Annotated in this window: 11 protein-coding genes; 3 read left to right on the plus strand and 8 right to left on the minus strand. The window is 71.4% G+C overall.

The window, feature by feature from the left end; translation table 11 throughout:
- The coding region (locus B7X32_RS12080) for an alcohol dehydrogenase catalytic domain-containing protein (protein WP_292719840.1) at positions 1 to 509 on the minus strand (509 nt) is incomplete at its 3' end.
- Positions 510 to 520: 11 nt separating this feature from the next.
- Complete coding sequence (locus tag B7X32_RS12085) at positions 521 to 1,804, minus strand: multidrug effflux MFS transporter (protein WP_292719842.1); 1,284 nt, start codon at positions 1,802 to 1,804, stop codon at positions 521 to 523.
- A 102-nt stretch (positions 1,805 to 1,906) separates the two neighbouring features.
- Here B7X32_RS12085 and B7X32_RS12090 point away from each other — a divergent pair, with 102 nt between their 5' ends.
- Positions 1,907 to 2,800, plus strand: a complete 894-nt coding sequence (locus B7X32_RS12090) for a helix-turn-helix domain-containing protein (protein ID WP_292719844.1) — start codon at positions 1,907 to 1,909, stop codon at positions 2,798 to 2,800.
- A gap of 126 nt (positions 2,801 to 2,926) precedes the next feature.
- On the opposite strand, the gene B7X32_RS12095 is transcribed toward B7X32_RS12090, so the two are convergent.
- The gene (locus B7X32_RS12095; protein ID WP_292719846.1) at positions 2,927 to 3,718 is read right to left on the minus strand and encodes a methyltransferase domain-containing protein; all 792 of its coding nucleotides are present in this window, start codon (positions 3,716 to 3,718) and stop codon (positions 2,927 to 2,929) included.
- 158 nt (positions 3,719 to 3,876) lie between these two features.
- Between B7X32_RS12095 and B7X32_RS12100 the strand changes: the two genes are divergently transcribed.
- Entirely contained in the window at positions 3,877 to 4,665 is a 789-nt protein-coding gene (locus B7X32_RS12100) for a helix-turn-helix transcriptional regulator (protein WP_292719848.1), read from the plus strand.
- 194 nt (positions 4,666 to 4,859) lie between these two features.
- On the opposite strand, the gene B7X32_RS12105 is transcribed toward B7X32_RS12100, so the two are convergent.
- The 3 genes from B7X32_RS12105 to B7X32_RS12115 form a co-directional block, all read right to left on the minus strand.
- Positions 4,860 to 6,962 carry an MMPL family transporter gene (locus B7X32_RS12105; protein WP_292719850.1) on the minus strand — a complete coding sequence of 701 codons (2,103 nt, stop codon included), beginning with the start codon at positions 6,960 to 6,962 and terminating at the stop codon, positions 4,860 to 4,862.
- A gap of 393 nt (positions 6,963 to 7,355) precedes the next feature.
- Positions 7,356 to 9,137 carry a glycoside hydrolase family 3 N-terminal domain-containing protein gene (locus tag B7X32_RS12110; RefSeq protein ID WP_292719852.1) on the minus strand — a complete coding sequence of 594 codons (1,782 nt, stop codon included), beginning with the start codon at positions 9,135 to 9,137 and terminating at the stop codon, positions 7,356 to 7,358.
- A 17-nt stretch (positions 9,138 to 9,154) separates the two neighbouring features.
- The gene (locus B7X32_RS12115; RefSeq protein ID WP_292719854.1) at positions 9,155 to 10,462 is read right to left on the minus strand and encodes an MFS transporter; all 1,308 of its coding nucleotides are present in this window, start codon (positions 10,460 to 10,462) and stop codon (positions 9,155 to 9,157) included.
- A 208-nt stretch (positions 10,463 to 10,670) separates the two neighbouring features.
- Between B7X32_RS12115 and B7X32_RS12120 the strand changes: the two genes are divergently transcribed.
- A complete protein-coding gene (locus tag B7X32_RS12120; RefSeq protein ID WP_292719857.1) occupies positions 10,671 to 11,315 on the plus strand; it encodes a TetR/AcrR family transcriptional regulator in 645 nt (214 codons plus the stop codon).
- 72 nt (positions 11,316 to 11,387) lie between these two features.
- Here B7X32_RS12120 and B7X32_RS12125 read toward each other — a convergent pair whose 3' ends face one another.
- Positions 11,388 to 12,221 (minus strand): energy-coupling factor transporter transmembrane component T, encoded by an 834-nt coding sequence (locus B7X32_RS12125; RefSeq protein ID WP_292719859.1) that lies wholly within the window; start codon positions 12,219 to 12,221, stop codon positions 11,388 to 11,390.
- Positions 12,218 to 12,818 (minus strand): ABC transporter ATP-binding protein (locus tag B7X32_RS12130; protein WP_292719860.1); only part of this gene is annotated, 601 nt, incomplete at its 5' end. The genes B7X32_RS12130 and B7X32_RS12125, both read right to left, overlap by 4 nt.

Below are 12,818 nucleotides of genomic sequence, written 5' to 3' on the forward strand. Positions count from 1 at the left end.
GCGACCGTCTTGCCGGGACCGGCCTCGGCCGCGACCGCCGCGAACCAGCCGGTGCCGAGCACATCGGATGCGGCCAGCAGGGAGGGGACGAGGTCGGCGGGCGGCTCCCTCGGCGTCACGACCAGCGTGCCGTCGGCGAGCGGGATCCGCGCGTACTGCGCCTGGGTGCCGATCGACCCCATCATCACCTGGTGCACGCAGCGGGACTGATACCCGGCCGCACAGATCTCGCAGGTGTTGTCGCTGGCGACGAAGGATCCGACGACATGATCTCCGGGCCGGATCCGGGAGACCTCCCCGCCGACGGACTCGACGACCCCGACGTACTCATGACCCATGCGCTGCCCGCCGGCCCGGATCGCCTCGGCGCCGCGGTACGGCCACAGGTCGGATCCGCAGATGCAGGTGGCGGTGACGCGGATGATCGCGTCGGTCGGCTCGAGGATGACGGGCATCTCGAGCTCTTCGGTCCGGACATCGCCCGGGGCGTGCATGACGACTCCACGCATGATCGTTCTCCTCAGTGTGCGGTGATGACGGTGGCTGTGGTGGAAGCGGTGACAGGCGGGCCGCCGGGTCCCGCAGCGGGGTCGCTGCCCCGGCGGGGACGGGCGAGCACCGCGAACGAGACGGCGGCGAGGACGGTCGCGGTCACGGTGACCAGTCCGAGCGGCAGGATGCTGGCGGCGCCCGCGATGCCGACGAGCGGAGCGGCGAGGCCTCCGAACCCGAAGCGGACCATCCCCAGCAGAGACGAGGCGGTGCCCGCGATCCGCGGATATTCGACGAGCGCGAGCGTGGTCGCCGGCGGGGACGCCGTCGCGACGCCGCTGGCGAGGGCGAAGAGCGAGGCGAGCACGACCCAGAGCGGCATCGGCGCGAGGCCCGCGGCGACCAGCCCGAGCGCTCCCACGCCGGCGATCGCGAGTCCCGCACCGAGCGTGCCGCGCACGCTCCAGCGCTCGGCGGCGCGGCCCGCGAGGTAGCCGAACACCATGAACCCGGCCGAGTTGGCGCCGAACGCCAGGGCGTACGCCTGCGGGGACAGGCCGTAGACGTCCTGCAGCACGTAGGTGGACCCGGCGAGGTAGGCGAACAGCGCCGCGTAGAGGAACCCCTGATTCAGCACCGCACCGAGGAAGATCCTGTCCGCCAGCAGCGTGCGGAAGTCCTGCAGAGTGCGGCTCAGGCCGCCGACCGCGCGGTGGGCCGCGGGCAGGGTCTCCCCGAACGCGAGCAGGGTGATCAGCAGGATCGCGGATCCGATCACGGCGAGGAAGAGGAACAGCCCGCGCCAGTCCGCGACCGTGGTCAGCGCACCGCCGAGGAGCGGTCCGACGATCGCGGCGAATCCGCCGATCACGGTGAGCCGTCCGTAGAAGCGGATGAGGGCGCCCCCGGCGTAGACGTCGCGGCCGGCGGCCTGTGCGATCACGATCCCGACGCCGCCCGCGAGGCCCTGCACGAGACGGGCCGCGATCAGCAGCCCGACCGACGGCGCGGCGGCGCAGAGCAGCGAGGTGCCGATGTACGCGACGATCCCGATCAGCAGGATCCCGCGTCGTCCGAAGCGATCCGAGAGAGGTCCCGCGACGAGCTGGCCGAGGGCGAGACCGATCAGGCACGCGGTCACCGTCAGCTGGGCGACCGACGTCGCCGCCCCGAGCTCGCGCGTCAGCGCCGGGAGCGCAGGCAGGTAGAGGTCCATCGAGATCGGGCCGAAGACCGTGAGCAGGAGCAGCAGCGCCGGGAGCAGTCTCGACGCCGTGCGCGGCGCGGCGGATCCGGGATCGGTGCGGTTCATGGTCACCACTCTCCGCCCGATCCCCGACCCGTGGGAGTCCCTGTCGAGGGGTGTACCGGCAGGGCATCCCTCCGGCGCCGGGATCGGCCTACTCTGCTGTGCATGGACAACAGAGCCGAGGTGCGCGAGTTCCTCATGACCCGCCGCGCCCGTGTCTCCCCCGAGGCCGCAGGGCTGCCCGCGGGCGCGAATCGCCGCGTGGAGGGTCTGCGCCGCAGCGAGGTCGCCGCGCTCGCCGGAGTCAGCGTGGAGTACTACGCGAAGCTCGAACGCGGCGCGATCGCCGGAGCCTCGGCCGCGGTGCTCGACGCGCTGGCCGACGCGCTGCAGCTCGACGACGCCGAGCGCGCCCATCTCCTCGACCTCGCCCGCGCGGCGGACGGCATCCCCACCAGCGGACGTGCGCGACGGCGCGGAAGCGGACGCTCTGCGCCCCTGCGCCCGAGCCTGCAATGGGCGCTGTCCTCGATCACCGACGGGGTCGCGTTCATCCGCGATCCGCGGCAGAACCTGCTCGCCACCAACGCACTGGGGCGGGCGTTCTACTCCCCCGTGATCGGCGACGGCGGGCGCACACCGAACCTGGCCCGCTTCCAGTTCCTGGATCCGGCCGCTCGCGACTTCTATCCCGAGTGGGATCTGTTCGCGCACATGTGCGTGGGCGTGATGCGCGCGGAGGCGGGGAGGGATCCGCACGACACCGCGCTGCAGGAGCTCGTCGGCGAGCTGTCGACGAGGAGCGAGGTCTTCCGCCGACTCTGGGCCGAGCACGACGTCCGTCGCCACGGGGCCGGCACCAAGCGCTTCCGCCATCCGGTGGTCGGCGAGCTGACCCTTGCGTACGAGGAGCTGGCGGTCACCGCGGAACCGGGCAACGTGCTCCTCGTCTACACGGCCGAGCCCGGTTCGCCGTCGGCCGAGGGTCTTGCGCTGCTCGCATCCTGGGCGGCCACGCAGGAGTCGGAGCGCCCGTCCATCCCCGCCGCAGACGCCTGACCCCGGTCCGGGCCCGCCTCCATCTCCGAGTCGCCCCCCCCCCAGCGGACCCCATAGCGTGCGCTCACGGGGACGACTCGAAACGTGGGACGGAGCGGCTCGCGGAGCGGCTCGCGGCGGGGGGGATCACACGCGGCAGAGGATCTCGCCGTGCAGGAGCGAGAGCCAGCCGTCTTCGCTGGCCGCCCACTCGCGCCAGCCGTCGCTGACGCGCTGCAGGTCGGCGGGCGTCGCGGCTCCCGCGTCCAGGAGCTGGGGCGCGATCGCGGAGTCGAGGATCCGGTCCGCCCACATCCCGCCCCACCAGGCGCGATCCTCCTCGTTCGCATAGCACCAGGTGCTCGAGGTGGCCACGACGTCGGTCAGCCCTGCCGCGTGCGCCCAGGACAGCAGCACCCGGCCGGCGTCCGGCTCCCCTCCGTTCGCCACGGCCGCGGTGCGGTACAGGTCGAGCCACGTGTCCAGCGCCGGCAGGGCGGGCCACCATCGGAAGCCGCCGTAGTCGCTGTCGCGCACCGCGATGATCCCGCCCGGCTTGGTGACCCTGGCCAGCTCCCGCAGCGCCTGCACCGGATCCGCGACATGCTGCAGCACCTGGTGCGCGTGCGTCACGTCGAAGCTGTCGTCGGGGAAGTCCAGGGCGTGCACATCGGCGACGCGGAACTCGATGTTCGTCACCCCACGCTCGGCCGCGGTGGTGCGGCTGAGCTGCAGCTCCTCCTCGCCGATCTCCGTGGCGACGACCTCGGCGACCAGTCCCGCGAGGTCCGCCGTGATCGTGCCGGGCCCTGCGCCCACGTCGAGCAGCCGGTCCGTCGGGCGCAGGTGCGGCAGCAGGTGCGCGGCCGAGTTCTGCGCGGTGCGCCAGCGGTGCGAGCGCAGCACCGAATCGTGGTGTCCGTGGGTGTAGGCGGCCATCGGGTCTCCTCTGGTTCAGGGGTCATTCGTCCCAGCGTTCCGGTTCGGCGCACCGCGCGGAAGACCGTAGTCTTCCTAGGAGCGCCGCACCCTCGTTCTCCTCGGCGGCGTCCCGCGACGCGGAGGATCCGGTTTTCCCGAACAGCACGGAGGCGGCGATGTCGAACGCACTCGGAGACTTCCTCCGCGCCCGGCGCACCGACGCCCGGCTGCAGACCGAGACGCCGAGACCGGGCGCGCGCCGGCGCACGACGGGCCTGCGCCGCGAGGAGGTCGCGACCTCCGCCGGCATCAGCGCCGACTACTACACGCGTCTCGAGCAGGGACGCGAGACGCACCCCAGCGACGCCGTGCTCGACGCCCTCGCCCGTGCGCTCCGGCTCGACCAGGACGCCACCCGCCATCTGCGCCGCCTGCGGGACGCCCACCCCGGCGCTGCACGCCCGGAGCCTGCGGATCCTCCTGCCGCCGACGCCGCCCTGGTGGCCCGCATGACGATGCTGGTCGACGCCGTGCGCCCCAACCCGGCGTACGTGCTCGACCGGCTCAGCACGGTCGTGGCGGCCAATCCGGAGGGGCTCGCACTGCACGAGGGGCTCGCCGATCTTCCACCCGCGCAGCGCAACACCTGCCGGTCCCTGCTGCTCGACCCGCACGCCCGTGAGACGTTCGTGGAGTGGGAGGAACTGGCCCGCGGCGCCGTCGCGCACCTCCGCGCCGCCAACGTGGACGACCTGCAGGATCCGCAGCTCTCCGCCCTCGTCGAGGAGCTGAGCGCGCAGAGCCCGCTGTTCCGGACCTGGTGGAGCGGCCATCTCGTGCAGCGCCGGCGCGGCGACATCACGCATGTCCGCTCCGCCGATGGCACGGTCGCGGCCCGCCGCTACGAGGTGCTGCACCTCCCCGAGGACGGCGTGCGGATGACGCTCTGGCTCCCCGCCGTCTGACGGCCCGCTCCCCGGGCTCGTTCCGCCCCGGGGGCGTTCCGCCCCGGGGGCGTTCCGCCCCGGGGTTCGTTTCGCCCCGGGGTTCGTTCCGCCCCGGGGCCGTTGAGCGAGCGAAGCGAGACGAAACGCGGCGCGCTCGCGGACTGCGCTGCAAGGGCACCGCGTTTCGTCTCAGTCGCCTTCGGCGTCTTCGCTCAACGACCCCGGGAGAGGACCGGATCCGGATCCGCGGATGCCGTTGCCTGCGACCCACGGCGCAGCCGGCCGGGCCACCAGATCCGGTCGCCGAGGAGGGCGAAGATCGCGGGCACGATCACGGTCCGCACCACGAGCGTGTCCACGATCACGCCGACGCCGACGATCAGGCCCAACTGCCCGAGGGTCACGAGCGGCAGCACCCCGAGCGCGGCGAACACCGCGGCCAGCACGATGCCCGCGCTCGTGATCACGCCGCCGGTGTGCGCGATCGCCTCGACCATGCCCGCTCTCGTCCCGCGCTGAGCGGCCTCGGCGCGGGCGCGGTGCACGAGGAAGATCGTGTAGTCGATGCCCAGTGCGACGAGGAACAGGAACCCGAGCAGCGGGACCTGCAGATCGAGCGCGTGCTGGCCGAACAGCACCCGGCTCAGCCACGCCCCCGCGCCGATCGCGGCGAGCGCGCTGGCGAGGTTCACCACGAGCAGGAGCACAGGCGCCACGACCGAGCGCAGCAGGATCAACAGCACGAGGAAGCTGACGAGTAGCACGAGGGGCGCGATGAGCAGCAGGTCCTGCTGGTTGCCGGTGCGGGCGTCGAGATCGGTCGCGACCGCCCCGCCGACGACCGCGTGCGCGTCCGGCACGGCGTGCACGGCGTCGCGCAGCTCGGTGATCTGAGTCAGGCTCTTCTCGGTGCTGGGACCGTATTCGCTGGTCACCATGATCTTCGTGAGGTCGCCGTCCTCGGTCGTCCCGACCGGCTGCACGCGCACGACGCCCTCGACGTCCTTCGCCGCCGCGGCGACGTCCCGTGCCTCCGCGGTATCGGCGACCACGAGGATCGGCTGCGCCTCACCGGCGGGGAAGTGCGCCGAGAACACCTCGAGCCCGGCCGCCGACTCCGACGGCACTCGGAACTTCTCCACCTGGTCGAGCCCGACCGAGGTGCCGAACAGGCCCGCGGCCATCACCGCCAGCAGCGCACCGCCGGCGAGCAGCGCCACGACAGGGCGCTTCACGACGCGGCCGGCGATCCCGCGCCAGGCGCCGCCCTGGCGGTGCTGCTCGCCGGGGCGCGGCACGAACGGCCAGAACACCTTCGGTCCGCAGACCGCGAGCAGCGGCGGCAGCAGGAACAGCACGGATCCGAGCGCGATCAGCAGCCCGATCGCCGAGGAGATCCCCAGCCCGTGCGTCCCCGGGATCACGGCCAGCACGAGGGTGAGGAGCGCGAGCACCACCGTGACGTTCGAGGCGACGATCGCAGGCGCCGTCCTGCGCCAGGCGGTGCCGAGTGCGCGACGGTGATCGCTCTCCTGCCGCAGCTCTTCGCGATAGCGCGAGATCAGGAGCAGGGCGTAGTTCGTGCCCGCGCCGAACACCAGCACGCTGATGATGCCGGCGTCGAACTGCAGACCCCACGCGGATCCGGCCGCCGCCGTCATCCTGCCGGCGAGCCCGTCGGCGAGCGCGACGACCACGAGCGGGATCAGCCACAGGATCGGCGAGCGGTAGGTCACGATGAGCAGGATCGCGACGATCAGGATCGTGACGATCAGCAGGGTGAAGTCGGCGCCCTCGAACGCGGAGGCGACGTCGGCGCCGAATGCCGGTCCCCCGGTCACCTGCAGCGCGAGGCCGTCGGGGGCATGCGCCGCGACGTCGGCGCGCAGTGCCGCGATCGCCTTCGCATTCTCGGCATTGGAGTCCGAGGCGGTGATCGGCAGGACGATCGCCGCGGCCTTCTCGTCATCGCTGACCATGGGTCCCGACGGATCCGCGGCCGCGCGGGCGCCCAGTACGGGGACCAGATCCTTCAGCCCCGCCAGATCCGCCTGGGACAGCGCCGCGCCGTCCTCCCGCGACGCCACCACGAGCACCGACTGTCGATCGGCGTCCGGGAAGGTCTTCAGGAGCTCGGAGGCCCTGGTCGACTCCGATGCGGCCGGAGCCTGGGCATTGCCGCCGGGCGCCTTGGCCGAGCCGAACGCGCCGAACAGCAGCACCATGAGGAGGAGGACGAGTCCGAGCGAGATCCACGCGCCGCGGCGCGAGGTCAGGGCATCGGAGAGGCGCGAGCGCGCGACGGAATCTGCCATGCCTCCAGTCCACCGGCGCGCGCACCGCGTGCCATCGTGCACAAGGTTGATCCGAAGATCGATCGAAGGGACGAGACCGGATCCGCACTCCCGGGGTCGTTGAGCGAGCGAAGCGAGACCCGGGGTCGTTGAGCGAACGACGCGAGACCCGGGGTCGTTGAGCGAGCGAAGCGAGACGAAACGCGGCGCGCTCATGGACTGCGCTGCGAGGGCGCCGCGTTTCGTCTCAGTCGCCTCCGGCGTCTTCGCTCAACGACCCCGGGAGGAGAGAAAGTCGCCTCCGGCGTCTTCGCTCAACGACCCGGCAGAACGCCGAACGCGGCCTCCCGGAGGAGGCCCCGTTCGTGGTGCCGGGCGCCCCGAGATCTCGGAGCGCCCGGGGCGGAGGGGCCTTCAGTACCGCAGGCCGTGGCCGAACCGGAACGTGGGGTTCTCGGTGTCGAACGCCACGTCGGTCCGGCTCGCGGCGACGGCCGCGTCCGAGCGGGGCAGGTCGAAGGGCAGCGCACCCTGTGGCCCGCGCTCGCCGAACAGCACCCGGAGCACGGCCTCGTCCGAGGCGCCGTAGTCCGCGAGCACGGCACGCGCCGTCTCCTCGAGACCGCCGAGCACGGCCGGACGGTCGAGGTAGATGTCGACCACGGTCGGCACCGCCGCGGCGATCGCGGTCAGACGGGCGTGCTCCTCGGCCGGGAACTCCAGGGATCCGGAGTGGAACAGGTCGCTGAACCCGCCGCGATCCCGATCCTCGAACGGAGCCTTGATGCGCAGGATCGCGACGTCGGCCTCCTCCGGGCTCCCCACGACGGTCGCGTAGGCGGCGAGCGCGTCGGCGGCCACGCCCTCGGCGTACACCTTCACGCCGAGCGCGAGCGGAAGGATCGGGGATCCCCCGGCGACGGCGGTGTTCGTGAGCAGCGTGAGCGAGTCGCTCTGCGCGTCCAGGCCCTCGGCGACGAAGTCGGGACGGCCGACGATCGACTCCGCCGTCTCCTCGTCGACGAACGGGTTCTCGAACAGCCCGAGCCGGAATTTCTCGCGCAGCAGCCGCCGCACCGAGACGTCGAGGCGATCCTCCGAGACCTCGCCGCGCTCGACGAGTCCGAGGAGCTCCTCGGTGCACAGCTCGCCGCCGAACTGGTCGATGCCCGCGTCGAGCGCCTTGACCATGCGCTGCGGTCGGGTGAGGTGCTCGACGCCCCAGGCGCGGGCCGGCATGTCGGCGCCGAAGACGACGACGTCGGTGAGCAGGCCCCAGTCGGTGCAGACGATGCCCTCGAAGCCCAGCTCATCGCGCAGCAGATCCGTGAGCACGCCCTTGTTGAAGCCGAAGCCGACCTCTTCCCAGTCGGTGCCGACAGGCTGGCCGTAGTACGGCATCATCTGGGTGGCGCCGGCGCCGATCGCCGCGATGAACGGACGCAGGTGGTAGTCCCGCGCGTCCCCGGGGTAGACCTGCTCCTTGCCCCAGGCGAAGTGCGGATCCTCGCCGTCGAGCTGCGGACCGCCGCCCGGGAAGTGCTTGACCATCGTCGCCACCGAGTCCGGCCCGAGCTCCTCGCCCTGGAAGCCGCGGATGTAGCCGACGACGAGGCGCGAGGTGAGATCCGCATCCTCGCCGAACGTGCCCGCGATCCGCGACCAGCGCGGCTCGGTGGCGAGGTCGATCTGCGGGTGCAGCGCGACCCGGAGTCCGACGGCGAGGTACTCCTGCCGCGCGATGTCGGCGAAGCGCTCGAGCCGCTCCGGGGATCCGAGGGCCGCGAAGCCGAGGGTCTCCGGCCACTGCGAGAACGGACCCGCCATGAGCGAGGTGAGCGGGTTGTCGCTGAACGAGTGCCTCGGGTCCGTCGACAGTGTGATCGGGATGCCGAGCGGGGTGTCCAGCGCCATCCGCTGCAGGGCGTTGTGCCAGGCCGCGAACTCGCGGCCGCCCGGTGCGGCGCCGAGGAGGTTGAAGTGACTCATCCGGCGCTTGCGCACCATCGAGGAGATCGAGGGAAGGCCGAAGGTCGGGTTGCCCTCGTCCAGCTCGGCGAAGGCCGCCATGGTGTGGAACAGCATCCCGACCTTGTCGGCGAGCTCCATCCGGCCGAGCAGATCCTCGACGCGCTCGTCGATCGGCAGGGTGGCGTCGCGGTAAGGCAGCACGGCCTCGTTCACGGTGTCCGTCATATCGATGTTCTCCTCAGTTACTTGACCGACTTGATGAACCAGACGCTGACCGCGCCGAGCACGCTCAGCACGATCGCGATCGGGAAGAGCGCTCCGTATCCGAACGCCAGCACGATCGCGCCGGCGACGCCGGGGGCGAACGTCTGCGGCAGCGTCGCCGCGATGTTCACGACCCCGAGGTCCTTCGCGAAGTTCTTGGCGGACGGCAGCACCTGGCTCATCAGGGCGGTGTCGACGGCCTGGAACATGCCGAATCCGAAACCGCTGATCACGGTCATGATCATCCACGACGTGTACGACGGCGCGATCATGGGGAAGACCAGGGCGACCGCCATGAGCAGGGACGATCCGAAGACGAACGGCTTGCGCCGGCCGACCTTGTCGGAGAGGGGGCCGGAGACGATCGTCGCGACGAGGATCCCGACGAGGCTGAGGATGCCGAGCAGCGGGATCACCGAGAAGGGATCCTTCACACCGAGGTAGTTCTTGAGGATCAGCAGCTGGAATCCGGTGACGGCGAAGTACCCGGTGTACAGCAGCAGGCGGCCGGTGAACGCCCAGAAGAAGTCCGGGTGCTTGACCGGGCTGACCCAGAACGTGCGCAGGAACTCGCCGAAGCTGAACGGCTCGTTCTGGAAGTTGAGGCTGGGGTGGTCGGGGTTCGCGAGGACGAACCCGAGCAGCACGACGACCGCGAAGACGGCGAAGATGATGTAGCCGAGCGTGATCGAGTGCGCGAGCTGGGATCCGATGATCTGACCGCCGAGCGCGCCGAACATGAGGCCGATGCCGGAGAGAGCCGCGAACGTGCCGCGGCGGGCGACCGGAACCCGGTCCGGCAGGATCGCCGAGAGCGGCCCCTGCGCGAAGTTGTAGGCGACCTGGATCAGCGTCCACGCGAGGATGATGCCCACGAGGTTGTTCATGAATCCGAGAGCGATGAGGGCGATGCCGCCCACGATCGCGCCCGCGATGATCCACGGTGCGCGGCGACCGAACCTCGAGCGGGTGCGGTCGGAGAGCTGTCCGGCGGCGGGCTGGGCGATCATCGCGCCGAGGGCGCCGATCGTCGACACGATCGCGATGTTCGCGACCTGGGTCTTCTCGTCGGGGAACATCGCGATGATCTGCGCCTGCAGCAGGATCCCTGGCACCGCGCCCCAGATCACGAAGATCGCGAAGTTCGCGGGGATGATCCAGCCGAGGAGGCGCCGGACGCCCTTGATCGGCGCGGGCGGGTCGTCCTCGCCGGAGGCGGTGGCCACGAAGGTGGTCTCGGTGATGGGTGCGCGCACCTCGGGGGCATCAGAAGAAGTCGACGACATTGTCAGTCCTTGGTTCGGAGTGGGACTTCGGGTTCGGGTCGTGCTCACCGGATCCGACAGGGCCGGTCCTTGCCCCGCTCATCCGGTAGACGCACGCTAGCATGAAAACCGGCACAAGTGTAGGTTTTTGTTCCGGAGGCTCTCGCCGCCCGATCCCGACCGTGCAGAACCCGCACGACACCCCGCCGACGCATACGATGGGACACCGATGACGACCGAACGCGGATACACGACGGGCCGCGCCCGGCGGGAGCGGATCATCGCGGCCGCGACCGCGCTCTTCGGGCGCGTCGGCTTCAACAGCGCCACCATGCTCGAGATCGCGCAGGTCTGCGAGATCTCCCGCGCAGGCCTCGCGCACCACTTCCCCACGAAGGAATCCCTCATGGAGGCGGTGCTGGAGACGCGGGATCGCGAGGATCGCGAGCGGTTCCGCCGCAACGGCTCACGGGGTCAGGACGGCATCGGGATCCTGCGCGGCATGGTCGATCTCGCACGGCACAACACCGAGGTGGGCGGGATCATCGCCCTGTACGCCGTGCTGTCCGCGGAGGCCGCCGACCCCTCGCACCCCGCGCACGAGTACTTCGTCCGGCGGTACCAGCGGATCCGCTCCGGCACCGCGAAGGCCCTGCGCGACGCGCGCGCGGCGGGCCACCTCGCCCCACACGTGGACGAGGACCGCGCCGCCGCCGAGCTCACCGCGCTCATGGACGGTCTGCAGCTGCAGTGGCTGCTGGATCCCGCGTCCGTCGACATGGCCGAGACCGTGCGCCGTCGCATCGAGGAGCTGCTCGTGGTGCCGCTCGATGTCACGCCGGCCTCGAGCAGCGAGACCGCCGTTTCCGCGTGAGACACCAAACCCCGCGAGGTGTCTCACGCTCGAAGTGGTGTCTCGCGGTCCGCGCCGGCGGTCGGGCGACGCTCAGCTCCAGACGAACCGGAAGGTTCCGAGCAGCACCGCGGCGGCGATCGACAGCGCCATGATCGCCGCGCCGCCGGCGAGCGCGATCGCATCCCGCCCGGACAGCCGGGACGGGCGCGACCAGGTGCGCGGGATGTCGGATCCGAATCCGCGCGCCTCCATCGCGAGAGCGAGCTTGGTGCCGCGCCGCACCGCGAAGACGAGCAGCACGAAGGACATCGTGAAGAAGCGCCGCAGCGCGCCCCGGTCCCCCACCCCGCGCGCCCGGCGGGCGAGCGACATGGTGCGCCAGTCGTCGAGGAAAAGGCCGAGCATCCGCGTGCCCGCGAGCACGCCCAGCACGAAGCGGCTCGGCAGATGCGCGACCTGGGCGAGGGCGTCGGCGAGCTCGGTCGGATCCGTCCGGGCGAACAGCAGGATCGTCGGCAGCCCCAGCGCCACGACGCGGATCGACACGGCGATCGCAAGCTGGATCGATGCCTCGCTGATGTGCGCGAACCCGAGGCTGAAGAACACCTGCCCGCCCGGAGCGGCGTAGAGCAGCATGCTCACGCCGGCCACCGGGGCGATCACGAGCAGCAGCGCGAGTCGGCGCAGCACGGTGCCGAGCCGCAGCCCGGTGAGCGGAATGCAGAGCAGCTGCAGCCCGATCGCGACGAGGCCGCTCACGACGTCGATCGACGCGAACAACGGCACCGACAGCAGCAGGGCGAGCAGGATCCGGCTGACCGGGTTGACCCCGTCGATCCAGGCCCCACCCGGTTTCGAAGCGCGCGAATCGCTGCCTTCGGCCGATATATCGAGCGTTTTCCGCGCTTCGAATCCCGTGGTCATGCCGCCAGCTCGATCCGGTGGCCGCCGAGATGGCGGATCACGTCGGCGTCGTGCGTGACGGCGACGACGGTCGTGCCACGGGCGATCTCCTCCTGCAGCAGGCTCACGATCCCGATCCAGCCGCGACGGTCCTGTCCGAACGTCGGCTCGTCGAGCACGATCACCGCCGGCGCGGCGGCGAGCACGGTCGCGACCGAGAGGCGCCGCTTCTGTCCACCCGACAGCGTGAAGGGGTTCGCCGCAGCGAGCGCCGTCAGCCCGAGCCGTTCCAGCAGGGCGTCGACGACGGCGTCGATCCGTTCCTTGTCCCAGCCGAGCGCACGCGGGCCTACTGCGAGCTCGTCGCGCACGGTCTGAGTGAGGAACTGGTGCTCGGGATCCTGGAACACCATCCCGATACGGGTGAGCAGCTCGCGCGACGTCCAGCGGATCGGATCCAGCCCGCGGCGCCCGCGGAGGCCCTCCGCCGCCTCGACCGTGCCGTGAAGCGCATCGAGGAGCCCGGCGAGGGTGAGCGCGAGCGTGGACTTGCCCGCGCCGTTCGGCCCCACGATCACGGTCGCCGTGCCGTCCGGCACCGCGAGCTCGAGCCCGCGC

This window comes from Microbacterium sp. 13-71-7 (genome assembly GCF_002257455.1).
In the GTDB taxonomy this organism is placed as follows: Bacteria; Actinomycetota; Actinomycetes; order Actinomycetales; family Microbacteriaceae; genus Microbacterium.